This is a genomic window from Martelella sp. FOR1707 (assembly GCF_053484265.1).
Genome location: NZ_JBAKFP010000006.1, coordinates 35,055 through 61,201, shown reverse-complemented (window position 1 = coordinate 61,201; position 26,147 = coordinate 35,055). Strand labels below are relative to the sequence as shown.

Here is a 26,147-nt window from a genome sequence, read left to right as displayed (position 1 = left end):
TCATGAAAGAATTACTGCGACAATTCCTTCAGTCCGAGCCTTATCAGCGTCGCGCTCGGGGCCTCCTCTCCAACCTGTTTCAACGCGGCGGAGATGGCGCCTGCGGCCTGATCGCGGGAATAGCCGAGATTGGTGAGCGCGGAAATTGCATCGGAAACGGCGGCGGGCGCGGCGCCTTCCCCAACCTCCTTGCGGAAGGAAATCGCTTCGCTGTCGCCGAGTGAAAGCCCGGCCGGGACCTTGTTCTTGAGTTCGGTGACAATGCGGGTCGCGACCTTCGGCCCGACGCCCGGCGCGCGCGATACCGCGGTCTTGTCGCCAAGGGCGATCGCATTGGCGACCTCGCCTGCCGACAGCGTGGAAAGGATCGCCAGCGCCACGCGAGCGCCGACGCCCTGCACGCTCTGCAGCAGGTTGAACCAGCCGCGCTCTTCCGCGCTCATGAAGCCGTAGAGGCGCAATTGGTCCTCGCGCACGAAGGTCTCGATGAACAGCACCACCGCCTCGCCGGGCGACCCGATGCGCGACAGCGTGCGCGCCGAACAGTAGGCGACGTAGCAGACGCCATGAACGTCAACCACGACATGATCGTCGCCGATCTCGTCAACCACGCCCTTGAGCTTGCCGATCATGCAGTTCTTTCCTTTTGACGTGCCGCCTTCACGCGTATGCCTCTTGTTCTCGCAGCGTGTGCTGCTTGCCGTTCACTCGCCGCATAGCCCCCAAACCTTCTCGCCCCGGAGGGGAGAGATGTCGCGAAAGCGACAGTGAGGGGGGAGTCTATCCCCTCGGGCGCCCTCACGAGACGAGATGCCGCACCACCCTCACTGTCCCTGTCGCGGCATCTCTCCCGCCAGCGGGAGAGAGGAATGGGAGCAAGCGTCACTTTTCACAACCAATCATTCATTCAGTGCCTGCCGAATCTATCGACAGACCGGCAGGTATTACCCCGCCGCCATCGCCGCCTTCATCATCTTGTTGCCGCCGCGATTGTGGCTGTGGCAGATGGCGATCGCGAGCGCATCCGCCGCGTCGCTGCCCTTGAACTGCACGCGCGGCATCAGGACTTTCAGCATCATGTGGATCTGCTGCTTGTCGCCATGGCCGACGCCGATGACCGCCTTCTTCACGGCGTTGGGCGCGTATTCGGCGACCGGCAGTCCGGCAAGCGAGGGCACCAGCAGTGCGATGCCGCGCGCCTGACCGAGTTTCAGCGTCGCCACGGCATCCTTGTTGACGAAGGTCTGCTCCACCGCTGCCTCGTCCGGGCGGAAGCCGTGCACCACTTCCGACAACCCGTCGTGAAGCTGGCGCAGACGTGAAGGCAGGTCCAGATCGCCATCGGATGTCACCGTGCCGGAATCGATGAACTTCAGCGAATTCCCCAATGTCTCGATAACGCCCCAGCCGGTGCGCCTCAGTCCGGGATCAATGCCTATGATGCGAATCGTCTTTTCCATGTTTTCACCCTATCGTTCTTGCCCCAAGGCTTCCAGATAAAAGTGAACAAAACAAAAACATGCGGAGGGCCGAGCCGGGCCATCCGCATGTTTTTCGTCGGCTGAAGCGGGTGGCGTCAGGCCGCGATCGCGTCAAGCCGCTTCAGGTGCTCGTCGCCGAGCGTCAGTTCGGCGGCGGCGATATTATCACGCAGATGCGCGCGCGACGACGTGCCGGGAATGACGAGGATGTTCGGGCTGCGCTGCAGCAGCCAGGCGAGCGAAACCTTCTGGATGGAGGCATCGAGTTCGTTTGCGACCTGATCCAGAATGTCGGCCTGATAGGGCAGGAAGCCGCCGAGCGGGAAATATGGCACATAGGCGATCCCCTGTGCGGCGAGGCTGTCGATCATCGCATCGTCGGCGCGGTGGATGAGGTTGTAATGGTTCTGCACGCAGACGATCGGGGCGATGTCCTGGGCAATCCTGATCTGGCTTTCCGTGACGGTCGAGATGCCGATATGCTGGATAAGGCCTTCCTCCTGCATCTTTCGCATCGCCTCCATCGGCGCGGCGATTTCGCTATCCTGGCTGAAACCGGTAGCGCTGCCCATGCGCAGGTTGACGATCGCGATCCGATCCAGCTTCAACCGCTCGAGATTGTCCTCGACCGATTTGCGCAGGAAATCCGGCTCGTGGTTCATGTTCCAGCCGCCCTCGTCATCGCGCCAGCCGCCGATCTTGGTGACGAGCGTGAGGTTGTCGGGGTAGGGATGAAGCGTTTCGGCGATCAGCCGGTTGGTCACGTAGGGACCGTAGAAGTCAGATGTGTCGATATGGTCGATGCCGAGCGCAAGCGCCTCGCGCAGCACCGCGCGGCATTCGTCGGGGTCCTTCGGTTCACCGAAAACATGGGGACCAGCGAGCTGCATGGCGCCGAAGCCCATGCGGTTGACGGAAATGTCCGTTCCGGGAAAGGTGAAACGGCCGGCGGCCGAGGCTGGAGAGGTCATTGAAGTGCTCCTTGTGCTTTCATGGAGCGGATATAGGCGTCAGGCGTTCGCTTGATAATCCGCACAATTGCGAATACCGTGATCGGCATGCCGAACAATAGACCCTTGCCCTCTTTCGATGATCTGTTGACCTTCCTGGTGATCGCCCGCACCGGCGGATTTCGCGCCGCAGCCAGGCGGCTCGGCAATTCGCCCTCCACGGTCAGCGAGACGATCACGCGGCTGGAGGCCGAGCTCGGCGTACCGCTGATTATCCGCACCACGCGCAGCGTTCACCTGACCGAAGCTGGCCGGGCGCTGGCCGAGCGGCTGGAGCCGGTGGTTGCCGAAACCCGTTCAGCCATCGCCGATGCCACCAGCAGCGAGGGTGCGGTGCGCGGGCGACTCAAGATCCAGGTGCCGGGCGCCGTGATGGAGGATATCCTTCCGCCGATCCTCGACGGTTTCGCGAGGGCCCATCCGGAGGTGAGGGTGGAAATCCTCGTCGATGACCGTTTCACCGACATGATCGCCACCGGCTGCGACGCGGGCATTCGCTATGGCGAGCATCTGGCGCAGGACATGATCGCGACGCCGATCGGTCCGGCGCGGCAGCGCTTCGCACTCGCGGCTGCACCTGAATACCTCGCGCGTCATGGCACTCCAATTCATCCACGTGATGTGCTGGATCATGACTGCATCCGGTTGCGGTTTGCGTCAGGTGCGCTGACGGAGTGGGAGTTCGAGAAGGATGGAGAAATCCTGCGGCTCGACCCGGCGGCCCGACTCATCATCGCCACCGCCGGCTGGCGCGCCGCCGTCAAGCTGGCGATTGCCGGCCACGGGCTTATCGGAAGCTTTCGCAACTGGCTGGAGCCGCATTTCGAAACCGGCGAACTGGTGCCCGTCCTGGAGGACTGGTGCCCTGATTTCGAAGGTCCTTTCCTCTATTATTCCAGCCGTCTGACCCCGCGCCCGCTGCGCGCCTTCATTGATTTCGCGGCGGCCCATAGGCGAATGGCCGGCGAGACAGGGTAGCGAGCGGTTTCTTCGGCGATTGCGACAGGCAGACTTTGCAAATCAGCCGGCCAGTTCCTAATTATGTGTCAAAGACACAGATTTCGGAACAGGATTTCCATGACCAAATTTTCCATTCTCGACCTTTGTCCGGTTGTCGAAGGCGGCACCATTTCCGAGGCGCTGGATGCCACGCGGCAGATGGCAAGAAAGGCCGAGGAGGCGGGCTATACCCGCTTCTGGCTTGCCGAACATCACGGCATGACGGGCATTGCCAGTGCCGCGACCTCGCTGGTGATCTCGGAGGCCGCGCGGGCGACCAGCACCATCCGCGTCGGCTCCGGCGGCATCATGCTGCCCAATCATTCGCCGCTGGTGATCGCCGAGCAATTCGGCACGCTGGAAGCGCTCTATCCGGGACGCATCGATCTCGGCCTCGGCCGTGCGCCGGGTACGGACATGAACACGGCGCGGGCGCTGCGCCGCAATCTCGATGCCGGGGCCCAGACCTTCCCGAACGACATCGTCGAATTGCAGCAGCTCATGGATGATCCGGTCGAGGGCCAGCGGCTGCTTGCCAATCCCGGCGCCGGCGCGAAAGTGCCGCTCTATATTCTCGGCTCATCCACCTACAGCGCCCATCTGGCCGCCATGCTCGGCCTGCCCTACGCCTTCGCCTCGCATTTCGCGCCCGACATGCTGTTTGAGGCTCTTCATATCTATCGCACCAATTTCAAACCCTCGGCGCAGCTCGACAAGCCTTATGTGATCGTGGGCGTCATGGGGGCGATGGCGGATACCGATCAAGAGGCGGACTATCTATTCACCTCCGCGCTGCAGAGCTTTGTGGCGCTGCGCCGCAATGCCCGCGGCAAGACGCCCCGCCCGGTCGACAGCATGGACGGGCTCTGGACCGAGATGGAGAAAATGTCGATCGAGCACACCTTCCAGTTCGCCGTCGTCGGCGGGCCGGAGAAGGCGAGGGCCAAGATGGAGCGCTTCGTCGCCGACACCAAGGCCGACGAGGTGATCATCTCGGTGCCGGTGCATTCGGTGGAAGCGCGGCTGAAGGCCGTCGGCATGTTCGGCGCTTTGCGCAACGAACTGAAGGAAGCCGCCTGATCCCGCGCTATTTCGGGAACACGAAGCTGACCACGGCCCGGAGTCCCCAACCTTCCGGGCCGTTGTCGGGCGCGGTCGCCCAATAGCGGGCGCCAAGCGTCAGGCTGATCGGCTGTTTGCCCGCCATCACCAGCTTGCCGACCGTGAAGTCGATCGGTACGGTCCAGTCCTCGCCCACCCAGTCATACTGAGCCTCGCTGGTGAGCGAGAAGGTCCAGGCCGACTTCGTATTGTAGGAGATGAAGGGCTGGGTCATCGTGGTTGAGATGCGGCTCCTGTCATCCGCGCCGGCATAGGACCAGACGTGGTTGGTGAGAAGGCCCGTCGTCCATGGCCCGTGCTCAAAGGCGATGACGCCGGTCGGCCCTGCGCCCCATTTCTCAGTTCCGAGTAAATCATCGGTCGCCGTGGGCAGAAGGAAAACCGGTCCCGCGCCCCAGATCAGCCCGTCCACGCCGCTGTCGACGGGCGAGACGAACAGCGACAGCAACGTATCGCCAAGGCCGAACTGGTCGCCGGAAAGGCCGGCGATATCGCTCTGCTGCTCGATCGGCACGATGGTGCGGGTGATCAGATTCCAGTCCTCGTTGAGACTGAAGGGGATGATCGGCTGAACATTGAGCTGCAACTGGTCGCCCTTGTCGGGGCCATAGCCGCGATCGTAGTTGAACTGAAACGGCAGCACCGTCAGCGGCGCGACCGGATTCGAAAGCTGCTTGGCCAGCTTCGCCTGACTGTCGGCATCATCTGCCATGGCCGTGGATGCGGACAGAAGAATGAAAAGAACGCAGCCATATCTTTTGACAGGACAAGGCATTTTTCCGCACCATGACAACCTGAACTGAGATCGAGGCAATCAGAAGATGCGGATTTTTTCAATACGCACAATCATAGGCATGTGAAAGTAATACGGTCCGTTTCCGCTTGCGGGGACAAACGGGCAGACCGACACCCTAATCCGTCTGGTAGACGATCACAGCCTTGGAAAAGTCCCTGCGGCGCAGGTCGGTGCGGCGGATCATTACATAATAGGCGCCGTTCAGGTCGATCGTGTCGCTGTCATAGCCGAGGATCGATACCAGCGGTATCCAGTTCGTGATCGATCCCGCTATTGGGCGCGTTGCCTGGATGAACTGGTCGTTGCGCGGCAATTCCCGACCCGCATCATCCGCGCCGAGATCGATTGCAGGGTTGTACTGGATGATTTCGGGCCAGCCGAAAAGCTGGCTTCCCGACTCGCCATACATGGTTTGGGCGATGAGCCATTGCTCGTGCGGCGGAACATCGGGCCACGGCCAGCGCGTCATCATCTCATAGCTGCCGTGCCCCGGCAGCGTGTAGGAAAAAACGGGAGTGAGGCGCGCGGCGGAGAGTTGTTGTTCTTGCAACCGTTGCTCTTCGGTTTGCGGTGTGTCTCCGTCCGGCATATAGCCCCAGAGCGACAGGCCGAGATCCGGCGTCGGATGGCGCTCCAGAGCCGCAGCTTCGTCTTCGAGATAGATGAGACGGAAGGCCTTCTCGTCCTGCTGTTCGCCGAACCAGGGCAGGAACACGAAATCGAAAAATAACAGCAACCTGCCGCTTTGGGGGATATCGGGATCCATCGGTCCGGCTTTTGCGGCCTCGGCCAGATCGATCTGCATCAGGAAGGCAAGCGGTGCGGTCCGGCTCGCCAGTGCCTGTTTCCGGGCGATCTCGTCATCGAGATCATAGTCCGGGTGCTCCAGCGCCAGCTTCTTCAGCACTTTCACGTCGGTCACACCGGCCGAGGATTTGCCGCGCATCGGCCAGTCGAACCCCGGCGGCACGTCAGGCGCACCGCCGATCTTGGTCTTTCCGATGGCAATGGCGCTGTCGGGCATGGCCTTGGACACATACATCGTCGCCGGGCGCGCAAGCTTCAGGAGCTTGCGGCAGTCAAACCAGCCGACGCCGTGTTCCGCAAGCGAATCCTTCAGTGCGGCAAGGGTGGGGTAGAATGGTCGCGACAACGCCTGCGCTCGCGCGCCAGCCGCGGCCGCCATCGCCGTCAAGCCAGTCGCCAGAAACGATCTGCGCGTCAGCCGCGCCATTGTCACCTCACAGTCGCGGAGCGAAAATCAGGCCGAAAGCTTGGCCATGACCTCGTCATCTACCTCGAAGTTCGAGTAGACGTTCTGGACGTCGTCGTCGTCTTCGAGATTATCGATGAGCTTCATCAGCGAGGTGGCGCGCTCCTCATCGACGGGGATAGTGTTCTGCGGCTTCCAGATCGCCTTGACGCTTTCGGCCTCGCCGAGCGCCTTTTCAAGCGCGGAGGAGACCTCGTTGATATCTTCGAACGCGCAGTAGATGGTGTGGCCGTCCTCGTCGGAGACGACGTCTTCCGCGCCGGCCTCGATCGCGGCTTCCATGATCGCATCGGCATCGCCGGCTTCGGGCTTGTAGACGATCTCGCCGACATGGTCGAAGGAGAAGGCGACCGAGCCGGTTTCGCCGAGCGCGCCGCCGGCCTTGGTGAAGATCGAACGGACGTTGGAGGCGGTGCGGTTGCGGTTGTCGGACAGCGCCTCAACGATCACCGCGACGCCGCCCGGACCATAGCCCTCGTAGCGGACTTCATCGTAGTTCTCGGCATCGCCGCCGGCGGCCTTCTTGACGGCGCGCTCGATATTGTCCTTCGGCATCGACTGCGCCTTGGCGTTCTGGATCGCGAGCCGCAGGCGCGGGTTCATGTCCGGGTCCGGCGTGCCCATCTTGGCGGCGACGGTGATTTCGCGCGCAAGCTTGGAGAACATTTTCGAACGGACCGCATCCTGCCGGCCCTTGCGGTGCATGATGTTTTTAAACTGTGAATGGCCAGCCATGGCTCCGCCCTGTCTTTGTTTGTCTGAATGCGCGCCCTTATACGGGCGGCGGGCCGCGCATTCAAGCCTAGAGCGCCGTGCATCCATTCGGATGCACTAAGGACGCTCTAACCTATTGAATCTACGCATCGTGCTACCAAACGCCCTGCAGGAGCATGATCTGCGGCGGGCGCGGCAGAGAGGCGAGGGACAGCGTGATGGTGCGGCTGTCGGAATAGACGACCTCATAGTTCTCGGCGAACATGGCGGCGAAATCGCGCACCCTGGGGCCGGTGCGGTGCATCGGCAGCACCAGCGAGGAATGCAGGCGTTCAATCACGTTTTTCATGCTTTCCGCCCCCAGCGTCAGCCCGCCGTCAACAGGCACCATGACCACGTCCAGCCGGCCAATTTCTGCGATATGGCTGTCGGCAAGCTCGTGGTGGAGGTGGCCAAGGTGCCCGATGCAGAGGTCCGCCACCTCGAAGATGAAGACCGAATTGCCATCCTCCTCGAATGCGCCCCAGGCGCGGATATCGGTGGTGACGTTGCGGATATAGACGTCGCCGACGACCAGATCGTGGTCGATCGGCTCGCCGGGCGTGTCGCCCCAGCCATGCAGCACCATGCCGATGCCGGGATCGGGCGTCAGGGTGAAATGGCTTTCATGCGCCTTGTTCATGGTGGCGACATCCGGCGGGCCGCCGGGCAGCAGAAAACCGGAATAATCGGTGGCAATCCGCACCCCGCCGGGGCTTTCGATCAGGAAGGTCGAATGGCCGATGAAGCTGATCGAGACTTCCGGGGCCTCATAGGCGACTGGCGCGAAGCTTGCGAACTTCACATGGGGCAGGCGTTCGGCGATCGCCTGACACTGGCTGACGGGCGGGCGCGCCTCCTGGGCGAAGCCCGAAGCGGCGAGCGCCATAAACGCCGGGATAAGCATCGCGCATGAGCGAAGCATTGCCATTCCCCCGATTGTCCTGATCGGGCCAGTGTGCGGGAGAACCGCCGAAAGGTCCATGTGAGGCGGCGTTCCGGCACATCACACATTCGTGATTGCCGGCATTGTCGGCGCCTAAAAATGTCTCCGCCGCTCACTTGCTTTCGGCGCGACATTTCCCCATCTCGATGGCCGACCTGGGTTACTGCGGAGAGCGTGCGGACAATGCGTGAAAAGGTAAAGGCTTTGATGAGTTCCCGTTCCTGGGAGACCTTCATCCTTTCGGTTATCGTCATCAATGCCATCACCCTGGGTTTCGAGACGTCCAATACCGTCATGCAGAGCTTTGCCGGCCCGCTGCTGCGCTTCTTCGATGCTCTGGTGCTGACCATTTTCGTGATCGAGATCACGCTGCGACTTTATGCCCACCGGCTGCGCTTCTTTCGCGATCCGTGGAGCCTGTTCGATTTCACGATCGTCGCGATCAGCCTCGTGCCGGCCAGCGGCCCGCTTCAGGTGCTGCGCGCCTTGCGGATACTGCGTGCGTTGCGTCTCTTGTCGATGATCCCGTCGCTCCGGCGCGTGATCGGCGGGCTGGTGGCGGCGCTTCCCGGCATGGGGTCGATCATCGTGCTGATGGCGCTGGTGTTCTACATCTTCGCCGTGATCGCGACCAAGCTCTACGGCGAGGCCTTTCCCGAATGGTTCGGCTCGCTCGGCGCGTCGATCTATTCGCTGTTCCAGATCATGACGCTGGAAAGCTGGTCGATGGGCATCGTCCGCCCGGTCATGGATGTCTATCCAAATGCCTGGCTGTTCTTCGTGCCCTTCATCCTCTCAACCGCCTTCACCGTGCTGAATCTGTTCATCGGTATCATCGTCTCGGCCATGCAGAAGGAGCATGAGCAGGAACTGCTGGAGGAAAGCCGGCAGGCGCGGGAGCCGGAAATGCTGCAGATACTCTCCGAGCTGAAGGCGCTGAGGCAGGAGGTGGCCGCGCTGAGGAACGAGCGGTCCACGCCGTAAGCGCGGGCCGGTCTCGGTCGGACGACCAAAAGCCTATCACATGGTGGCGATGGTCAGCTTCTTGCCGGTCAGCTTGGCAAGCTGATCCAGTCTTCCTTCCACGCGTTCGCCGATAAAATCGGCGTATTGCTCGGGCACCACGAGTTCCAGATCGAAATCCGTGCTCTTTGCCGGCAGGAAGTCGAGCGCGCCAACGATGCCCGGCATGGAGGCGGAGAACAGGTAGGCGACGCGCAGGAGGCCGCCGAGCAGCTTGGCGCGTTCCAGCAGTTCGGGCGTTGAGATCGTGCCGAGATCGTCGGTGTGGTTGTCGTCGCGCAGGCCTTCATAGCGGTAGTAATTGGTGAGCGCGATGAAGGCGCGGCCGGGATGGGTGATGCCGGTCAGCGCCGAATGGGCGATCACGTTCAGCGATTGGGAGCCCCGGAAATCGGGATGGGCGCGCCAGCTGATATCGGCGAGCAGGCAGGCTGCCTGGCGGTAGCGCGCCTCTTCCGGCGTTTCCTCGATGCCGAAACGGCGCAGCATCAGCCCGGTCCAGGCGGCGATTTCGGCGGCGTGCTTGGGCGAGCGGGCGCGCAGCAGGGCAAGCTGGCGCGCGGCGACCAGCAGCGGGTCCTGGTCCTGTTCCTCCGCGCTCAGGAGCGAATAGAGCAGGCCCTCGCGCACGCCTTGCGCCGAAAAGCTGATCGATTTCGGCTGCATCACGCTCAGCACTTCGCGCATGGCGATCGCGCCGAACGGCAGCAGCATGCGGCGGTTCTTGGAAACGGCCTGCCAGGCCGGGTCCTTCTGCTCCTCGTCGGCGCCGATCCTGTCGAGGAAGGCCATCATCTCGTCGAAGCCGATCTCGTAACCCTGCATCATCGTCAGCGGATAATTGTTGATCTCCATATGGAGCCTGGCGATGTTGCGCCATGTGCCGCCAACGGCATAGAAGGTGCGGCCGCGTCCCTTTTCCAGAAAGGTGACCTTCTTGACCTGCTTTTTGGCGAAGTTGCGCGCCTTGGCAAGTGAGCCTTCCGAAAGCTCCGAAAGGCGGATGCCGCCGAGCGGCAGCGTGATGCCGTCGCCATAGGTCTTGTCCTTGATGTCGATGAGTTCGAGCGAGCCGCCGCCAAGGTCGCCGGCAATCCCGTCCGGCTCGTGAAAGCCGCTGATGATGCCATAGGCGGAATAAAGCGCTTCCTCGCGCCCCGTGAGGACCCGGACATCGATGCCGAGGATCTTCTCCGCCGCCTCGATGAAGGCCGGGCCGTTGCTGGCCTCGCGCGCCGCAGCCGTCGCCAGCACATGCATGGTGACCGAACGGGCCTGGGTGGCAAGCGCCTTGAAGCGCTTGAGAGCCCTTAGAGCCCGTTCCACGCCTTCCTCGTTCATCTTGCCGCTGGCCGCGATGCCGCGGCCGAGGCCGCACAGGACCTTTTCGTTGAAAAGCACGGTCGGCGCGCGCGACAGGCCTTCATAGATGACGATGCGAACCGAGTTCGATCCGATATCGACCACGGAGACAGGGGAGATTCCGCGAAGGCGCCCCTGCGCTTCAGATTCGACCATAAATACCCGGCTTATTTGGTGCGGCCCGAAAGCAGGCCGGCGATGAGCTTCGGCGCACTAGATTTCAGGGCTTCTCCGCGGCCGGACAGGCTCGGATTGGTCATGAAATACTCCTGCGCGTTGAACGGTTCCTCGCCCTCGCGCGGTTCCGTCCGCCGCGAGGTTCCGTCGGGGAGTATCTCGTAGCTCTGCTGATTGTCAATGATATTGCCCAGCATGATCTGGGACAGAACCTGTTCATGCACGGTGGGGTTGGTGACTGGCACAATCGTTTCAACCCGGCGGTCGAGGTTGCGCGGCATCAGGTCTGCGGAACCCAGATAGACATGGGCGTTTTCCGAGGGCAGGCCGTGGCCGTTGCCGAAGCAGTAGATGCGGGAATGTTCCAGGAAGCGGCCGACGATCGACTTGACGCGGATGTTCTCGGAAAGCCCCGGCACCTGCGGGCGCAGGCAGCAGATGCCGCGCACCACAAGCTCGATCTGCACGCCTTCGCCGCTGGCGCGGTAGAGCGCATCGATGATCTTGGGGTCGACCAGCGAGTTCATCTTCATCCAGATCGCGCCGGGAAGGCCGCTCCGGACGTGCTCGATCTCTTCCTCGATATGCTGGAGAATGCGCGGCCGCATGGTCTTCGGCGAGACCGCGATCTGCATGTTTTCTTCCAACTCGCCATAGCCGGTGATGAAGTTGAAGATTTCGGCGACGTCGTTGGCGATCTCGGGATTGCAGGTGAAATAGGACAGGTCGGTGTAGATCTTGGCCGTGATCGGGTGGTAGTTGCCGGTGCCGATATGGCAATAGGTCCTGAGGTTCTGCTCCTCGCGGCGCACCACCATGGAGAGTTTCGCGTGGGTCTTCAGCTCGATGAAGCCGAACACCACCTGCACGCCGGCGCGCTCCAGATCGCGCGCCCAGCGGATATTGGCCTCCTCGTCGAAGCGGGCCTTCAGCTCCACCAGCGCCGTTACCGACTTGCCGGCCTCGGCGGCATCGATCAGCGCGCGCACGATCGGGCTGTCATTGGAGGTACGATAAAGCGTCTGCTTGATGGCGAGCACGTTGGGGTCTCGGGCGGCCTGGATCAGGAACTGGACCACGACATCGAATGATTCGTATGGGTGGTGAACCACGAAATCCTTCTCGCGGATCGCTGCGAAACTGTCGCCGATATGCTCGCGCACGCGCTCGGGAAAGCGGGGGTTGAACGGCTTGAACAGAAGGTCCGGCCGCGGCGCCTTGGTGATTTCCGAAAGCGTGTTGAGCGCCAGCAGGCCGGGCAGCACGGCAACGCGGTCTTCCGGCACGCCGAGTTCGTGGATTACGAACTGGCGCAGCGATGCCGGCATTTCGCTGTCGGTCTCGATGCGGATCACCGAGCCGCGACGGCGGCGTTTCAGCGCGCTTTCGAAATAGCGCACGAGGTCTTCCGCCTCTTCCTCAAGCTCGATATCGCTGTCGCGGATGATCCGGAACGTGCCGTAGCCCTGCACCTCGTAGCCCGGATAGAGCCGGTGGATGAACAGGCCGATCACGTCTTCCATGGTGATATAGCGGATCGCGCCGTCGAGATCGGGGAGGCGCACGAAGCGGTTCATCGAGGGCGGCAGGCGCAGCATCGCGTTCATCGCCTCGCGGCCGTGGCGGCTGACGAGCTGAAGCCCCATGGTGAAGCCGAGATTGGGAATGAACGGGAAGGGATGCGCCGGATCGATCGAAAGCGGCGTCAGAACCGGGAAAATGCCCTGCTCGAACTCATTGGTGAGCCACTGCCGGTCCTCCTCGGACAGCACGCTTGGGCGCACGATCATCACGCCTTCATTTGCCATGTACTGCTGAAGCACGGCAAGGGCGGCCTGCTGCTCCATCTGCAGATTGTCGATTTCGCGCAGGATGTCGGACAACTGCTCGGCCGGCGTCTTGCCGTCGGCGGACAGCATGGTCACGCCCTGGCGCACCTGACCTTCGAGGCCTGCCACGCGGACCATGAAGAACTCGTCGAGATTGGCGGCCGAAATCGACAGGAACCGCACCCGTTCCAGCAGCGGATGGGCCGGGTTCAGGGTTTCTTCGAGCACCCGGCGATTGAACTGCAGCCAGGAGAATTCGCGATTGATGAACCGCGCCGGGCTCTTTGAGAGATCCTCGGCAGCGCCCAATTCGACGATTTCCGAAACGCTCGAAGACAGGTCGTTCATGATGTGCGTTCTTCCTCTTGCTGGCCGGATATCGGCATGCGGTCGTTGATCATTTGCCGCTTAGCCCAGTTTGGCAACGATACTATGACATATAGCAGGTTTGTGGCGATTGCTCCGCATTTCAAGCGGGAAATCGCGTTCAGCGTCTCAACCCGCAGCGGTGCCAAGGGAAGCGGGTTTCCGCCTCTCCTCCGCTTGCGCGGCGAGGGTCAGCGCCCGAAACCGCCCGGGCGGCATTCCGTAGGTCTTGGCGAAATGCCGGGTCATGTGGCTCTGGTCGGCAAAGCCGGAAGCGGCGGCGGCCTCGGCCAGCGGCGCGCCCGCAATGATCATCGCCCTTGCCCGCGACAGGCGGCGCTGGACGAGGTAGCGATGCGGGCTGGTGCCGTAGAGCGCGCGGAACTGGCGGGCGAGCGTGAACCGGTCGAGGCCAGCGATCGCCTCCAGCCGCTGCGAACCGATCGCTTCCTCCGCGCATTCGCTCAGGAAGTCGCGGCAAAGCGCGAGCGCCCGGCGGTCGATGGATTTCGCCGCGCGGCCCCGGCTATCGCCGAGGCGCAGCAGATGGTGGGCGATCTCGGCGATCAGGCCGTCGCGCTTCAATTCGCCCATTTCGCTGTCGAGTTCGTCGAGCGCCTCGATAAGGCTTGCCCTCAGCGACGCATCCTCGGCCACGGGATCGCGGACAAAGGGCAGGGCGGCGGCAAGCCCGTCCACGGCGGCCATGATCTTTTCCGGCGGCAGGTAGATCATCCGGTAGGTGAGCCCGTCCTCGCCGCCGGCGCCGCCGTCATGCAACTCGTCGGGGTGCAGGATGATCAGACGCCCGGGCGTCGAATAGCGCGCCGCGCCGCGATAGGAAAAGGTCTGGACGCCCGCCATCGTCAGCCCCAGCGCATATGTGTCGTGGCGGTGCGGCGAAAAGCCGTTGCCGGAAAACCGCGCCTCCAGCCGCTCGATGCCGTCTTCGGCGGGGGCGGCGATAATGGCGTCCCGCCTGCACGAACGTTCAAGATCGCCGCCCTTCGCCTTCGCTAGGGTGGCGTCTGACCGTTCAAATCCTTTTCCGGAGTTCGCATTCATGTTCGACACCAAATTCGTCATCGTCGTGCGCGAGGATCTCGCCCAATGGCAGAAGCTCAACGTCACCGCCTTTCTCGCGACCGGCGTCGCCGGGGCAGAAGAGGGGCTCTTGGGAGAAGACTACAGGGACGGCGCGGGCAATGTCTATCACCCGCTCTGCGCCCAGCCGATCATCGTGCTCGGGGCCGATGGCGACACGCTGAAGAAGGTGCAGAGCCGTGCGCTGGAACGCGGCGTGCCGGCGGCGCTTTATATCGAGGAGATGTTTTCGACGGGCCATGACGCCGCCAACCGCGCCGTCTTTGCCGAATTTTCGCCGGAGGATGCCAAGGTGGTCGGCATCGCCTTCCGGGCGGAAAAGAAGATCGCCGACAAGATCACGAAAGGCGCGAAGATGCACCCGTGAGGAGATGCCCGGACGTTTCCGGCCGGGCGCTGAGACTTACTTCGCGTTCAGGAAATCCGAGACTTCGAGGATCACGAATTCATTGTCGTCGGCGGCATTCAGGCTGCGGCCGGCCGAGAACGGCAGGTTGTTGTCGTTGCCGACGATGATGTGGCTGTCGTCGATAATATCGACATCCTCGATCGTCACGAACGGCATGGTGTAGACGCCGTCCTTGCCGCCCTGACGGGCGACGCCATCGGGATCGGCAATCGCCATCAGATCGATATAGCCGATCTTGCGGGCAGCGCCGTTGGCGTTGTCGTCGGTCATCTCGATCTTGTAGATGCGCTTCAGCATGGCCGGCTTTTCAAAGCAGCCGGCGGCCGCGTCGGAGGCGCAGGCCATCGACGGATCGCCTTCGCCGCCATCACGCTCGATGACGAGGCCGGTGGTGGCGTCGATCATGTTGAAATCGCCGATATTGGTGCCGCCATCGGCGAACGGATAGAGCCAGTATCGGCCGGTCCATTCCTTGGCGGCGGTGTCGAATTCCAGAACGCGCAGCGCCGGCTGGGCATCGGCCATCTCAGGTTTGCCCTCCACGACGATCGGTTTTTCGAGCATGGCGTAAAGATGCGCGCCGTCCGGCGAGATTGCCATGCCCTCGAAGCCGCCCGAGCGCGGCAGATTGTAGGCGGGCATTTCACCGCCCGGATTCGGCAGCGACAGCGCGACGTTGTCGGGCGACATCACCGGCTTGCCGTCGGCGAGCGTCTCATAGACCGCCTGCAACTCGCCCGCCTTGTTGAACTTCAGGAGATAGGGGCCGAGCTCGTCGCCGATCCAGAAGCCGTCCTCGACCGGCTGGATCGATTCGATGTCGAAATCCGCGCCGGTGAGATAGCGGCTGTCGGAGCCTTCGAGCACGATCGGGAAGGGCACGACCATGTTGGGGTCGGAGAGGAAGATGGTTTCCTTGCGGTCGACCGTGCCGGCATCCCAGTTGAAGCCGATGTGGTGGATCATCAGCGCGGCGTCGGAGGAGTTGGCCTTGGAACCGAAACCATTGTCGGAAAGCGACCAAAACGTGCCGTCGCCCATGGCTTTGATGCCGGAAAAGCCCTGCACCGGCTGGCCGTCGAAGGGCGTTGCGAGCCCGGTTTCGCGCTTGGCGGACATGCCCGGCACGCTGCCGATTTCGGTAACGCGCGGCTGGCCAGGCTTCAGGAACGTCGCCGATGTCTGGATATAGGCGGGCGCGTCAGCCGGCGCGGCGATGATCGTGTTTGCCGGCAGGATGGCGTGAGCGGTGAGCGTTGCCGTGAACTGGGTGTCGTCGGCAAGGGCCGTGCCGGCCATAAGCGTGGCGGCAGCGGCAAGAAAGAGGGTCTTCATGAAATATCCCCGTGTGTTGGAAAACACGGGGAGCGTTAGCGCCTGCTTATGTCGGAGATTTCACGGAGCGATGAAGCTTTCGTGTCAGACGTCGATCATCTCGACCTTCTTGTCGACGAAGCGCAGCGCGACGTCGCCGTTCAGGAGCTTGAGCGCCGGCTCGCCGTAAAGCTTGCGCCGCCAGCCCTTCATGGCTTCCACATCGGCGTTCTCGCCTTCGGCTGCGATCTTGTCGAGATCGTCGGAGGACGCGATCACGCGGGCGGCGACCTGGTTCTGCTCGGCAACGATCTTCAGCAGCACCTTCAAAAGCTCCGCCGCGGCGGCCGCCCCTTCGGGCATGTGCGGCTGGCGGGGCAGGCGCGGCAGCTCGGCCTTCGGAATGGCGAGCGCCGTCTTGACCGCTTCCAGCAGGCCCGCCGCCGGCTGCGAGCGTTCCCAGCCCTTGGGGATCATCCGAAGCTTTGCCAGCGCCTCCGGCTCGGTCGGGTGCTGCTGGGCGATTTCATAGATCGTGTCGTCCTTCAGCACCCGGCGGCGGGGCTGGTTGCGCTCGCGCGCCTCGTTCTCGCGCCATTCGGCGACCTTCTGCATCACCGCGAAATCGAGCGGCTTCTTGATGCGGAGCTTCAGCCGCGTCCAGGCCTGTTCCGGCGGCAGGTCGTAGGTCTGCGGGTTTTCGAGGATCGCCATCTCCTCTTCCACCCAGTCGGTGCGGCCCTCGCGCTCAAGCTCCTCTTTCAGCTTGAGATAGACATCGCGCAGATGGGTGACGTCGGCGAGCGCATAGGAAAGCTGCTTGTCGTTCAGCGGACGGGCGCGCCAGTCTGTAAAGCGCGACGACTTGTCGATATGCGCGCCGGTGATGCGGGAGACCAGTTGGTCATAGGAAATGCTGTCGCCGAAGCCGCAGACCATGGCGGCCACCTGCGTGTCGAACAGCGGCGCGGGCAGCATGTTGCCGAGATGATAGACAATCTCGAGATCCTGCCGCGCCGCGTGGAAAACCTTCACCACCGAAGTGTCTGCCATCAGCGCGAAGAACGGCTTGAGATCGATGCCCTTCGCCAGCGGGTCCACCAGCACTTCCAGATCGGGGCTCGCCATCTGGATCAGGCAAAGCTCCGGCCAGAAGGTGCTTTCGCGGATGAACTCGGTGTCGATCGTGACGAAGTCGGATTTGGCGAGCGTGGCGCAAGCCTCGGCAAGGGCGGCAGTGGTTTCGATCATCTTCAAATATCGTCTCGTTTTTCGCCACCTTTCCTTCGCCTTTGCGGCGGCGATGTCAAGGGAAGGGGCGGCGGGAGCGCGAAAACGCCACCCGTCGAGAGACCTCTCACCAGGCCGATTTCCGCCCTCCCGCGGGGCTTTTCCTTGACAAAATGGCCCCGTCATGCGCTTTTCCGCGCGAATTCATGATACGGGGCCGTTCCGCGCGCCCGAAAACCCGTTACGGAAAAGATTATGCACCGCTACCGCAGCCATACCTGTGCCGCCCTCAACAAGTCCGACGTTGGCCAGACCGCCCGCCTTTCCGGCTGGGTGCACCGCGTGCGCGACCATGGCGGCGTGCTCTTCATCGACCTGCGCGACCATTACGGCATGACCCAGGTGGTCGCCGATCCGGATTCGCCCGCCTTCGCCACCGCCGAGAAAGTGCGCGGCGAGTGGGTGATTCGCGTTGACGGCAAGGTGCGCGCCCGTACCGAGGACACCGTCAACAAGAACATGGCGACCGGCGAGATCGAGCTTTATGCTGAGGAAATCGAAGTCCTGTCGGCGGCCAAGGAACTGCCGGTTCCGGTGTTCGGCGAGCCGGACTATCCGGAAGACGTCCGCCTGAAATACCGCTTTCTGGACCTGCGCCGCGAGACGCTGCACGCCAACATCGTCAAGCGCACCAAGATCGTCGCTTCGATGCGGTCCGCGATGGCCGATGCCGGCTTCGGCGAATATTCGACGCCGATCCTGACGGCCTCTTCGCCCGAAGGCGCGCGCGACTTCCTGGTGCCGAGCCGCATCCATCAGGGCAAGTTCTACGCGCTCCCGCAGGCCCCGCAGCAGTACAAGCAGCTTCTGATGGTCGCGGGTTTCGACCGCTATTTCCAGATCGCGCCGTGCTTCCGCGACGAAGACCCGCGTGCCGACCGCCTTCCGGGCGAATTCTACCAGCTCGACGTCGAGATGAGCTTCGTCACCCAGGAAGACGTCTGGGACACGATGGAGCCGGTGATGACCGGCGTCTTCGAAAAATTCGCCGAGGGCAAGCCGGTCACCAAGAAATGGCCGCGCATTCCCTATGACGAGGCGATCCGCAAATATGGCTCCGACAAGCCGGACCTCAGGAACCCGATCGTGATGGAAGCGGTCACCGAACACTTTGCCGGCTCCGGCTTCAAGGTGTTCGCCGGGATGATCGAGAAGAACCCGAAGGTCGAGGTCTGGGCCATTCCCGCCAAGACCGGCGGCTCCCGCGCCTTCTGCGACCGGATGAATTCCTGGGCGCAGGGCCAAGGCCAGCCGGGGCTGGGCTATATCTTCTGGCGCAAGGAAGGCGAAGACCTGACGGGCGCCGGGCCGCTCGCCAAGAATATCGGTCCGGAGCGCACCGAGGCGATCCGCGCGCAACTCGGTCTGGATGAGGGTGATGCCTGCTTCTTCGTTGCCGGCGAGCCGGCGAAGTTCCACCGGTTCGCGGGCGATGCGCGCATCCGCGTCGGCGACGAATTGGGCCTGACCGACAAGGACCGGTTCGAACTCTGCTGGATTGTCGACTTCCCGTTCTACGAATGGCTGGAAGACGAAAAGAAGGTCGATTTCTCGCACAACCCGTTCTCGATGCCGCGGGGCGGCCTTGAGGCGCTTGAGAACGACGATCCGCTGACGATCAAGGCCTATCAGTATGACGCCGTCTGTAACGGCTACGAGATCGCCTCCGGCTCGATCCGTAACCAGCTGCCGGAAGTCATGGTCAAGGCGTTCGAGATCACCGGCAAGAGCGCTGCCGATGTGGAAGAGCAGTTCGGCGGTCTCTACCGCGCCTTCCAGTACGGCGCGCCCCCGCATGGCGGCTGCGCCTTCGGCATCGACCGTATCGTGATGCTGCTCGCCGGCGCGAAGACCGTGCGCGAGGTCGCGCTGTTCCCGATGAACCAGCAGGCCCAGGATCTGCTGATGGGCGGGCCCTCCGAGGCCGAGCCGGCGCAGCTTCGCGAACTCGGCCTGCGGCTGATACCGCAGAAGAAGGACTGAGAGTCCAGTCATTGCGTTTTGAGAAGCCCCGGTGAGCGATCGCCGGGGTTTTCCGTTTTGGGCGAAAGGTCTCCTGCCCGTATTGACGGGGCGGAGCGGGCCCTGTCTTTCCGCGCCCGCCGGATGAGCTTGTTATACTTTATGCTAATGCCCACCCGTGCAAAGCATAAAATGGCAAATAAATATTGAAGTGAAAAAGAATGGAATATAAATTCTTTTTCGAGCGGCACGGGGAGCGGGCCGCGTTTGGGAGAAAGCCGGCAGGCCGTGAGGAGATGGCCCCGGTTTTGAACGGGAGGAATCCATGAAGAAGCAATTACTGGCCCTTGCGGCCACGGCACTCGCGTTTGGCGCCATGTTGCCCGCCGCGGCCCAGGCCGAAGGCGAGCGTTTCGTGCTGATCTCGCACGCGCCGGACAGCGATAGCTGGTGGAACACCATCAAGAACGCCATCAATGTGGCGGGCGACCAGATGGATGTCGAAGTCGAATACCGCAACCCGGCCACCGGCGACCTTGCCGATATGGCGCGCATCGTCCAGCAGGCGACCGCCTCGAACCCCGACGGCATCATCGTCACCATCGCCGATTATGACGTGCTGTCCGGCCCGGTATCGGACGCCGTCGCCAAGGGCATTCCGGTCATCACCATCAACTCCGGCACCGAGGAGCAGTCCAAGCAGCTCGGCGCGATGATGCATGTCGGCCAGCCGGAATACACCGCTGGCAAGCTTGCGGGCGAGCGCGCCAAGAAGGAATCGGGCGCTTCGAGCTTCCTTTGCGTCAACCACTACATCACAAACCCGGCTTCGGTTGAGCGTTGCCAGGGCTTTGCCGATGGTCTCGGCGTCGAGCTCGGCGAGCAGATGATCGACAGCGGCATGGACCCGTCGGAAGTCAAGTCGAAGGTTTCAGCCTATCTCAGCTCTCACCCTGACACAGGCGCCATCCTGACGCTTGGCCCCAACTCCGCCGAGCCGACGCTGGCGGCGCTGGAGGAAAGCGGCCAGTCGGGCGAGATCTATTTCGGCACGTTCGACCTTTCGACTGCGATCGCTGACGCCATCAAGGCCGGCACGATCAACTTCGCGATCGACCAGCAGCCCTATCTGCAGGGCTATCTGCCGGTGGTCCTTCTGACGAACTACGCGCGTTACGGCGTCATGCCGTCCAACTCGATCAATTCGGGTCCCGGTTTCACCACCAAGGACAATATCGAACTGGTTGAGAAATACGCCGGTCAGTACCGCTAAATGACAGGCGCCGCGAGCCCATTGCGGGCGCGCGGCGTTTTCCTGCCAAACGCCAAGAGGATTGCGCGCCGCTGTGCTGCCGCCTCTTTGCCTGCCAGAAGGAATGATCGAGCCCATGTCCGAAACACGCAAGCCGATCGAGGAAATGGTCGCCGAGGAGCGCATGCGCGCGGTGCCACGCTGGCGCAAGGCGCTGGTGCGCCCGGAACTCGGCAGCATCTGCGGCACCATTCTTGTGTTCGTGCTGTTCATCTTCATTGCCGGCGACAGCGGCATGTTTTCCGCCGAGGGCTTCATCAACTGGGGCACCGTCTCGGCGCAGTTCGCCATCATTGCCGTCGGCGCCTGCCTGCTCATGATCGCCGGCGAGTTTGATCTTTCCATCGGCTCGATGATCGGCTTTTCCGGCATTATCATTGCGCTTCTGACGGTGCAGCTTGGCGTTCCGGCCTGGCTCGCCATTCTCGCGGCCTTCGCCCTGGCGCTCGCGATCGGCGCGCTCAACGGCTATCTGGTGATCCGAACCGGGCTACCCTCCTTCATCGTCACGCTCGCCTTCCTGTTCATCCTGCGGGGGCTGACGATCTATATCGCGATCGCCACCACATCGAAGACCATCATCGGTGGGGTGCGCGAGGCTGCCGAGGGCGACTGGCTGGCTTCACTCTTCGGCGGAACGGTGCTGAAGGGACTGTTCTCCTGGCTTGCTGAGCATGACATGATCGGCACGTTCGTGGCAGGCCCCCGCGCCGGCCAACCGGTGGTCGAGGGCATTCCGATGCTGATGGTCTGGGCGCTGGTGCTGATCATCATCGGCCATTTCATTCTTGTGCGCACCAAGTTCGGCAACTGGATCTTTGCCGCCGGCGGCGATGCCCAGGCGGCGCGCTATGTCGGCGTGCCGGTGAACCGGGTAAAGATCCTGATGTTCATGCTGACGGCGTTCTGCGCCACCGTTTTCGCCACCTGCCAGGTGATGGAGTTCGGCTCGGCTGCGGCCGACCGAGGCCTTCTGAAGGAGTTCGAGGCGATCATTTCGGTGGTCATCGGCGGCGCGTTGCTCACCGGCGGCTATGGCTCCGTCATTGGTGCTGCGCTCGGCGCGCTGATCTTCGGCGTGGTTCAGCAGGGCCTGTTCTTCGCCGGCGTCGAAAGCTCGCTTTTCAGGGTGTTCCTCGGCGTCATCCTGCTTCTGGCGGTGATCCTCAACACCTATATCCGCCGCCGCATCACGGGAGAACGCTGATATGAGCGAACCGCTGATCGAACTTGTCGATATCGAGAAACATTTCGGCCCCGTCATCGCGCTTTCCGGGGTGTCGCTTTCGGTTTTCGCCGGAGAATGCCATTGCCTTCTCGGCGATAACGGCGCCGGCAAATCGACCTTCATCAAGACCATGTCGGGCGTTCACAAGCCAAGTGCGGGGCGCATTCTTGTCGATGGCAAGGAGCGCAGCTTCAACGATCCGCGCGATGCGATGGCGGCGGGCATCGCGACCGTCTACCAGGATCTCGCGATGATCCCGCTGATGTCGGTCACCCGCAATTTCTGGATGGGCCGCGAGCCGGAGAAGCGCTTCGGCCCGGTCAAGGTCTTCGATCACAAGAAGGCCGGCGCGATCACGGTCGAGGAAATGGCGAAGATGGGCATCCACCTGCGCTCCGCCGATCAGGCCGTCGGCACGCTGTCGGGCGGCGAGCGGCAGACGGTAGCGATTGCCCGCGCGGTCTATTTCGGCGCGCGGGTGCTGATCCTCGACGAGCCGACTTCGGCGCTCGGCGTGCGCCAGACCGCCAATGTGCTCTCCACCATCGACCGGGTCCGCAAGGCCGGCGTCGGGGTGATCTTCATCACCCACAATGTCCGCCACGCGCTCGCCGTCGGCGACCGCTTCACCGTCATCAACCACGGCCACACGCTCGGCACCGCCAAACGCGGCGAGATCGGCGCGGAGGAGCTGCAGGACATGATGGCCGGCGGCCGCGAGATGGTTGAACTGGAAAGCTCGCTCGGAGGCACTGTGTGACGTAACGGCGACGCACCAATCGTGCCCGGTTCGCGGCCGCATAGCCCCCCAATCTTCTCGCCCCGGCGGGGAGAGATGTCGCGAAAGCGACAGTGAGGGGGGAGTCTATCGCCGCGAACGCCCTCACGAGACGAAAAGCCGCGCCACCCTCACTGCCCCTTTCGGGGCATCTCTCCCGCCAGCGGGAGAGAGTATTTGGGGGCTATGCGGTAAGGCCATGCGCGATAGCCTTGCCCGCAATGTCCAAACCTGACGCCGTCAGATGCGCTCGCCGGTCTCGGCATCGAACAGGTGGATCTTGTCGAGATCCGGTCTGATGACGAGGCGGTCGTGGGAACCGACGGTCAGCCACTCGCGCTGGGCCACCATGATTTCGTCCTCGCCGATGCGGCAGATGATCTGGGTTTCGGCGCCGGTCGGCTCGACCACAACCACCTCGACATCGATCCCGCTTTGGTCGAGCAGGATGTGCTCCGGACGGATGCCGTAGATCACCTTCCGGCCGCGTTCGACCGTGCAATCTGCTGGCAGGGGCAGCCGTCCGCCGCCATTGCCGACAAATTCAAGCGGACCGTCCGCGCTGATGCGGCCCTCGATAAGGTTCATGCCCGGCGAGCCGATGAAGCCCGCCACGAACACGTTCTTCGGGGTCGCGTAAAGTTCGAGCGGCGTACCGTACTGTTCCACATAGCCATCGCGCATCACCACGATCCGGTCGGCCATGGTCATGGCCTCGATCTGGTCGTGGGTGACGTAGACGATGGTGGTCTTGAGCCGCTGGTGGAGCTGCTTGATCTCCGAGCGCATCTGGACGCGCAGCTTGGCGTCGAGATTGGAGAGCGGCTCGTCGAACAGGAACACCTGCGGCTGGCGTACGATCGCGCGGCCCATGGCAACGCGCTGGCGCTGGCCGCCGGAGAGATTGCGGGGATAGCGGTCGAGCAGCTTCTCCAGACCGAGGATCTGGGCGGCCTCGCCGACCCGGCGCTTGATCTCGTCCTTCGGTGCTTTCGCCAATCGCAGCGAAAAGCCCATATTTGCCTCCACCGTCATGTGCGGGTAGAGCGCGTAGGACTGGAAAACCATGGCGATATCGCGCAGCTTCGGCGCGACGTCGTTGACGACCTTGCCGCCGATCGCGACCTCGCCGCCGCTGATTTCCTCAAGTCCCGCGATCATGCGCAGGAGCGTCGATTTTCCGCAGCCGGACGGGCCGACCAGAATGACGAACTCGCCCTCCTTGATGTCGATATCCACGCCATGCAGGACTTCGACATGTCCGTAGCTCTTGCGGACCTTTCTTACGTCTACTGAAGCCATATCGGTTTCTCACTTGCCAGTTTGCGGCGCGTAGCACCTATCATGTTCATGCGGCCTGCCTCGTCTTTGTGCCGGTGGCTTGAGCGTAGGGCATAAGGGCCGCGTCGATCGCGGCAAGGCACAGATCGCGCGCGCGCGGCGCGACCTTGCCGGTCACCACGTCCGGATAGATCCGGGCCATATGCTGGCTGATCAGCGTTTCGGGGATGTCGCCGGCAAGGCGCGCAAACAGCGCATCGATTGCCGTGGCGGCTTCTTTTTCCGGCCAGTAATAGCGGATCCGGTCGCTGTAGCTGAAATGGCGCTGCAGCCGCTGTTCCGCATCCGAGCCCGTGTAGTGGGAGCGCCAGTGGCCGGGTTTTTCCAGCATCAGGCTTTCCATGGCGGTAAACAGCGGCCCGTGGCCATCCGTGCCATCAAGCGTGGCGGCAATCGCGTCGAGGCCGTAAAGCGCCTCGCGGAGCGCAAAGGTCAGGCCGGGACCGACCTTGAGGATCGCGAAGCCGTCATCGACGAGTTGCGTCAGCGCCTCCACCGGCTGGTAGTCGGTGGAATGGGCCTCGTAGATCAGGCCGGGCAGGTCACTGAGCGCGCCGACCAGCGCGCGGGCCCGCTCGGGCTTGTAGATCGCCACATTGGCATTGCCGAACTCGACGCCCGGCTGCACGACGATGCCCACCACGCGGTCCAGCGCTTCGGCAATGCCGGCGCCGGCGAAAGCATCGCGGTGAACGGCATAGGTGTTCTTCACGGCCTCGGCATCGGTCGGCTCGATGTCGTCAAGGGCGTGGGTCGCCCCGCCCGGCGGCGGCACCTCTGTGCCGATGATATAGACCCGCGGCCGGTGGCCGGCGTCTTTGGCTGCCTGTTCGGCGACCTTCGCCAACCTCGCGGCGCGTTTCGCCGTCAGCTCGTCGGCAAGGGCTGTCGGTTCTCCGGCGCAACCCATCGAGGTGTCGAGGTGGAGCTTCTCGAAGCCCGCCGCGGCGTAGGCTGCGATCATGGTTTCGGCCCGCGCCATCGCGTCGTCTGCGGCGAGGTTCTTCCACGGGTTGGGACCAAGATGATCCCCGCCGAAAATGATGCGCTCGACCGGAAAGCCGATCCCACCGGCGATCTTTTCGACAAAGGCGCGGAAATCCGCCGGCGTCATGCCGGTATATCCGCCGTCCTGATTGACCTGGTTGCAGGTGGCCTCGATCAGCGCCACCGCGCCATCCGCAGCAGCGCGCCTGAGTGCTGCCTCGATCACCAGCGCATGGGCGGAACAGACCGAGGTGATGCCGCGCGGCAGGCTGCCGCCGCGCGCGCCGAAAAGACGGGTGAGCGCGGCGTGGCGGTTTTGTTCGACAGGCTCGGTCATGCGAGCTTCACCACCTTGGTCAGATGGCGCGGGGAGACGGTGTCGAGACCTTTCATCTGCGCCACCCGCTCACCGAGGATCTGCAGCGCCGGCAGCACGGCAAGCCCCGCAAGCGAAAGGCCGGTGTCGAGATCGAGCGAGAGATCGCCCGGACCGCCGAGGCCGATCACCACCGCGCCCTTGTCCTGAAGCTCCTTGACCACCTTGGCCTCCTCGGCCTTCTGGTCGGAATAGAGCATGACGACGGCGGTATCCTCACTGACGAGGCTGATCGGGCCGTGACGGTATTCCAGCGGGTGGAAGGCCTGGGTCACGGTCTGGCTCATCTCCATCAGCTTCAGCGCGCCTTCAAGCGCGATGCCGTAGAGCGGGCCGCCGCCGAGGAAGACGAAATGCGAGCGGTTCTCGATCAGCTGCGGAAGGGCTGCGTCGAGATCGTCCATCAGCTTGCGGGCGGTGTCGATGATGCCGGTGGTCATGTCCTGGCCGATCATGCGCTGACCGAGCAGCAGCATGAGGCTGGCGGACACCGACATCACGATGCCTTCGTCGGGATGGGATGGCGAAACCACCAGCGTATCGCAGTTCTTCGCAAGCGGGCTTTCCGGCTCGACGGTAATGGCGGTCACATGGGCGCCGGCGGCGCGGCTTGCCTTGGCGGCCGCCACCGTTTCGGTGCTTTCGCCGCTGCGCGACAGCGCGATGACATGGGTGTTCTGCCAGTCGGGGAAGAATGCCTCCGGACGGCTCAGCCATTCGGCGCCCGGAACCGCGATCGCTGCGCGGCCGGCGAGATTGAAATAGGCCGCGAGCGACAATGCGAGGTTATAGGATGTGCCGCAGCCGACGATGACGGTCAGCGCTGCGTCATGCGAACCGGGTTTCCAAGTGATCGCCTTTTCCCAATAGGGGAATTGCTCGAAAATCACTTTTTCAGTCGTGTTCATG

General features: G+C 63.0%; 23 protein-coding genes. 8 read left to right on the top strand and 15 right to left on the bottom strand.

The window, feature by feature from the left end; genetic code table 11:
- Window positions 1-11: 11 nt before the first annotated feature.
- The 3 genes from ruvA to V6765_RS17315 all read right to left on the bottom strand — a co-directional run bounded on the left by ruvA (window position 12) and on the right by V6765_RS17315 (window position 2,452).
- The gene (ruvA, locus tag V6765_RS17325) at window positions 12-632 is read right to left on the bottom strand and encodes a Holliday junction branch migration protein RuvA (protein ID WP_448431038.1); all 621 of its coding nucleotides are present in this window, start codon (window positions 630-632) and stop codon (window positions 12-14) included.
- Between the two features lie 312 nt (window positions 633-944).
- Window positions 945-1,460 carry a crossover junction endodeoxyribonuclease RuvC gene (gene ruvC, locus V6765_RS17320; protein WP_230719241.1) on the bottom strand — a complete coding sequence of 172 codons (516 nt, stop codon included), beginning with the start codon at window positions 1,458-1,460 and terminating at the stop codon, window positions 945-947.
- 116 nt (window positions 1,461-1,576) lie between these two features.
- Complete coding sequence (locus V6765_RS17315; RefSeq protein ID WP_448431036.1) at window positions 1,577-2,452, bottom strand: oxidoreductase; 876 nt, start codon at window positions 2,450-2,452, stop codon at window positions 1,577-1,579.
- Window positions 2,453-2,539: 87 nt separating this feature from the next.
- On the opposite strand from V6765_RS17315, the gene V6765_RS17310 reads away from it, so the two are divergent.
- Complete coding sequence (locus tag V6765_RS17310) at window positions 2,540-3,469, top strand: LysR substrate-binding domain-containing protein (protein WP_448431034.1); 930 nt, start codon at window positions 2,540-2,542, stop codon at window positions 3,467-3,469.
- A 99-nt stretch (window positions 3,470-3,568) separates the two neighbouring features.
- Window positions 3,569-4,570 carry an LLM class flavin-dependent oxidoreductase gene (locus tag V6765_RS17305; protein WP_448431032.1) on the top strand — a complete coding sequence of 334 codons (1,002 nt, stop codon included), beginning with the start codon at window positions 3,569-3,571 and terminating at the stop codon, window positions 4,568-4,570.
- A 7-nt stretch (window positions 4,571-4,577) separates the two neighbouring features.
- Here the strand turns inward: V6765_RS17305 and V6765_RS17300 are convergent, their stop codons facing one another.
- The 4 genes from V6765_RS17300 to V6765_RS17285 form a co-directional block, all read right to left on the bottom strand.
- Window positions 4,578-5,324 (bottom strand): transporter, encoded by a 747-nt coding sequence (locus V6765_RS17300; RefSeq protein WP_448431030.1) that lies wholly within the window; start codon window positions 5,322-5,324, stop codon window positions 4,578-4,580.
- Window positions 5,325-5,523: 199 nt separating this feature from the next.
- Entirely contained in the window at window positions 5,524-6,642 is a 1,119-nt protein-coding gene (locus V6765_RS17295) for a DUF1963 domain-containing protein (protein ID WP_448431028.1), read from the bottom strand.
- 27 nt (window positions 6,643-6,669) lie between these two features.
- Window positions 6,670-7,416 carry a YebC/PmpR family DNA-binding transcriptional regulator gene (locus V6765_RS17290; protein ID WP_448431026.1) on the bottom strand — a complete coding sequence of 249 codons (747 nt, stop codon included), beginning with the start codon at window positions 7,414-7,416 and terminating at the stop codon, window positions 6,670-6,672.
- Between the two features lie 133 nt (window positions 7,417-7,549).
- Complete coding sequence (locus V6765_RS17285; protein WP_448431509.1) at window positions 7,550-8,359, bottom strand: MBL fold metallo-hydrolase; 810 nt, start codon at window positions 8,357-8,359, stop codon at window positions 7,550-7,552.
- A gap of 204 nt (window positions 8,360-8,563) precedes the next feature.
- Between V6765_RS17285 and V6765_RS17280 the strand changes: the two genes are divergently transcribed.
- Window positions 8,564-9,364, top strand: coding sequence for an ion transporter (locus V6765_RS17280; protein ID WP_448431024.1), 801 nt, complete (start codon window positions 8,564-8,566; stop codon window positions 9,362-9,364).
- A 36-nt stretch (window positions 9,365-9,400) separates the two neighbouring features.
- Here the strand turns inward: V6765_RS17280 and ppx are convergent, their stop codons facing one another.
- The 3 genes from ppx to V6765_RS17265 form a co-directional block, all read right to left on the bottom strand.
- Window positions 9,401-10,921 (bottom strand): exopolyphosphatase, encoded by a 1,521-nt coding sequence (ppx, locus tag V6765_RS17275; protein WP_448431022.1) that lies wholly within the window; start codon window positions 10,919-10,921, stop codon window positions 9,401-9,403.
- 11 nt (window positions 10,922-10,932) lie between these two features.
- Complete coding sequence (locus V6765_RS17270; protein ID WP_448431020.1) at window positions 10,933-13,119, bottom strand: RNA degradosome polyphosphate kinase; 2,187 nt, start codon at window positions 13,117-13,119, stop codon at window positions 10,933-10,935.
- A 147-nt stretch (window positions 13,120-13,266) separates the two neighbouring features.
- On the bottom strand, window positions 13,267-14,202 hold the full coding sequence (locus tag V6765_RS17265; RefSeq protein WP_448431018.1) for an AraC family transcriptional regulator: 936 nt from the start codon (window positions 14,200-14,202) through the stop codon (window positions 13,267-13,269).
- On the opposite strand from V6765_RS17265, the gene V6765_RS17260 reads away from it, so the two are divergent.
- The gene (locus V6765_RS17260) at window positions 14,201-14,608 is read left to right on the top strand and encodes a DUF2000 family protein (RefSeq protein WP_448431016.1); all 408 of its coding nucleotides are present in this window, start codon (window positions 14,201-14,203) and stop codon (window positions 14,606-14,608) included. The genes V6765_RS17265 and V6765_RS17260 overlap by 2 nt on opposite strands.
- Window positions 14,609-14,644: 36 nt before the next feature.
- Here V6765_RS17260 and V6765_RS17255 read toward each other — a convergent pair whose 3' ends face one another.
- On the bottom strand, window positions 14,645-15,985 hold the full coding sequence (locus V6765_RS17255; protein ID WP_448431014.1) for an esterase-like activity of phytase family protein: 1,341 nt from the start codon (window positions 15,983-15,985) through the stop codon (window positions 14,645-14,647).
- 84 nt (window positions 15,986-16,069) lie between these two features.
- Window positions 16,070-17,215 (bottom strand): ribonuclease D, encoded by a 1,146-nt coding sequence (gene rnd / locus V6765_RS17250; protein ID WP_448431011.1) that lies wholly within the window; start codon window positions 17,213-17,215, stop codon window positions 16,070-16,072.
- 234 nt (window positions 17,216-17,449) lie between these two features.
- Between rnd and aspS the strand changes: the two genes are divergently transcribed.
- The 4 genes from aspS (at window position 17,450) to V6765_RS17230 (ending at window position 22,516) form a co-directional block, all read left to right on the top strand.
- Complete coding sequence (aspS, locus tag V6765_RS17245; protein ID WP_448431009.1) at window positions 17,450-19,237, top strand: aspartate--tRNA ligase; 1,788 nt, start codon at window positions 17,450-17,452, stop codon at window positions 19,235-19,237.
- 304 nt (window positions 19,238-19,541) lie between these two features.
- A complete protein-coding gene (locus tag V6765_RS17240) occupies window positions 19,542-20,489 on the top strand; it encodes a sugar ABC transporter substrate-binding protein (protein ID WP_448431007.1) in 948 nt (315 codons plus the stop codon).
- Window positions 20,490-20,634: 145 nt separating this feature from the next.
- Window positions 20,635-21,735 carry an ABC transporter permease gene (locus V6765_RS17235; RefSeq protein WP_448431507.1) on the top strand — a complete coding sequence of 367 codons (1,101 nt, stop codon included), beginning with the start codon at window positions 20,635-20,637 and terminating at the stop codon, window positions 21,733-21,735.
- Window position 21,736: 1 nt separating this feature from the next.
- Window positions 21,737-22,516 carry an ATP-binding cassette domain-containing protein gene (locus tag V6765_RS17230; protein WP_448431005.1) on the top strand — a complete coding sequence of 260 codons (780 nt, stop codon included), beginning with the start codon at window positions 21,737-21,739 and terminating at the stop codon, window positions 22,514-22,516.
- Window positions 22,517-22,774: 258 nt separating this feature from the next.
- Here V6765_RS17230 and V6765_RS17225 read toward each other — a convergent pair whose 3' ends face one another.
- Genes V6765_RS17225 through V6765_RS17215 form a run of 3 tightly spaced genes read right to left on the bottom strand, consistent with a single transcriptional unit; the run spans window position 22,775 to window position 26,146 of the window.
- Window positions 22,775-23,836, bottom strand: coding sequence for an ABC transporter ATP-binding protein (locus V6765_RS17225; protein ID WP_448431003.1), 1,062 nt, complete (start codon window positions 23,834-23,836; stop codon window positions 22,775-22,777).
- Window positions 23,837-23,882: 46 nt separating this feature from the next.
- On the bottom strand, window positions 23,883-25,199 hold the full coding sequence (locus V6765_RS17220) for a D-tagatose-bisphosphate aldolase, class II, non-catalytic subunit (RefSeq protein WP_448431001.1): 1,317 nt from the start codon (window positions 25,197-25,199) through the stop codon (window positions 23,883-23,885).
- Window positions 25,196-26,146 (bottom strand): SIS domain-containing protein, encoded by a 951-nt coding sequence (locus V6765_RS17215; protein WP_448430999.1) that lies wholly within the window; start codon window positions 26,144-26,146, stop codon window positions 25,196-25,198. Before V6765_RS17215 ends, V6765_RS17220 begins: the two co-directional genes overlap by 4 nt.
- Window position 26,147 lies beyond the last annotated feature (1 nt).

Coding starts and splice junctions, on each gene's coding strand:
- V6765_RS17265 (WP_448431018.1), bottom strand. CDS start 14,202: ATGAATGCGAACTCCGGAAAAGGATTTGAACGGTCAGACGCCACCCTA.
- V6765_RS17260 (WP_448431016.1), top strand. CDS start 14,201: ATGTTCGACACCAAATTCGTCATCGTCGTGCGCGAGGATCTCGCCCAA.
- V6765_RS17235 (WP_448431507.1), top strand. CDS start 20,635: ATGGTCGCCGAGGAGCGCATGCGCGCGGTGCCACGCTGGCGCAAGGCG.
- V6765_RS17305 (WP_448431032.1), top strand. CDS start 3,569: ATGACCAAATTTTCCATTCTCGACCTTTGTCCGGTTGTCGAAGGCGGC.
- aspS (WP_448431009.1), top strand. CDS start 17,450: ATGCACCGCTACCGCAGCCATACCTGTGCCGCCCTCAACAAGTCCGAC.
- V6765_RS17225 (WP_448431003.1), bottom strand. CDS start 23,836: ATGGCTTCAGTAGACGTAAGAAAGGTCCGCAAGAGCTACGGACATGTC.
- V6765_RS17215 (WP_448430999.1), bottom strand. CDS start 26,146: ATGAACACGACTGAAAAAGTGATTTTCGAGCAATTCCCCTATTGGGAA.
- V6765_RS17310 (WP_448431034.1), top strand. CDS start 2,540: ATGCCGAACAATAGACCCTTGCCCTCTTTCGATGATCTGTTGACCTTC.
- rnd (WP_448431011.1), bottom strand. CDS start 17,215: ATGATCGAAACCACTGCCGCCCTTGCCGAGGCTTGCGCCACGCTCGCC.
- V6765_RS17255 (WP_448431014.1), bottom strand. CDS start 15,985: ATGAAGACCCTCTTTCTTGCCGCTGCCGCCACGCTTATGGCCGGCACG.
- V6765_RS17270 (WP_448431020.1), bottom strand. CDS start 13,119: ATGAACGACCTGTCTTCGAGCGTTTCGGAAATCGTCGAATTGGGCGCT.
- V6765_RS17315 (WP_448431036.1), bottom strand. CDS start 2,452: ATGACCTCTCCAGCCTCGGCCGCCGGCCGTTTCACCTTTCCCGGAACG.
- ppx (WP_448431022.1), bottom strand. CDS start 10,921: ATGGTCGAATCTGAAGCGCAGGGGCGCCTTCGCGGAATCTCCCCTGTC.
- V6765_RS17280 (WP_448431024.1), top strand. CDS start 8,564: ATGCGTGAAAAGGTAAAGGCTTTGATGAGTTCCCGTTCCTGGGAGACC.
- V6765_RS17220 (WP_448431001.1), bottom strand. CDS start 25,199: ATGACCGAGCCTGTCGAACAAAACCGCCACGCCGCGCTCACCCGTCTT.
- V6765_RS17300 (WP_448431030.1), bottom strand. CDS start 5,324: ATGGCAGATGATGCCGACAGTCAGGCGAAGCTGGCCAAGCAGCTTTCG.
- V6765_RS17285 (WP_448431509.1), bottom strand. CDS start 8,359: ATGCTTCGCTCATGCGCGATGCTTATCCCGGCGTTTATGGCGCTCGCC.
- V6765_RS17230 (WP_448431005.1), top strand. CDS start 21,737: ATGAGCGAACCGCTGATCGAACTTGTCGATATCGAGAAACATTTCGGC.
- ruvC (WP_230719241.1), bottom strand. CDS start 1,460: ATGGAAAAGACGATTCGCATCATAGGCATTGATCCCGGACTGAGGCGC.
- V6765_RS17240 (WP_448431007.1), top strand. CDS start 19,542: ATGAAGAAGCAATTACTGGCCCTTGCGGCCACGGCACTCGCGTTTGGC.
- V6765_RS17290 (WP_448431026.1), bottom strand. CDS start 7,416: ATGGCTGGCCATTCACAGTTTAAAAACATCATGCACCGCAAGGGCCGG.
- ruvA (WP_448431038.1), bottom strand. CDS start 632: ATGATCGGCAAGCTCAAGGGCGTGGTTGACGAGATCGGCGACGATCAT.
- V6765_RS17295 (WP_448431028.1), bottom strand. CDS start 6,642: ATGGCGCGGCTGACGCGCAGATCGTTTCTGGCGACTGGCTTGACGGCG.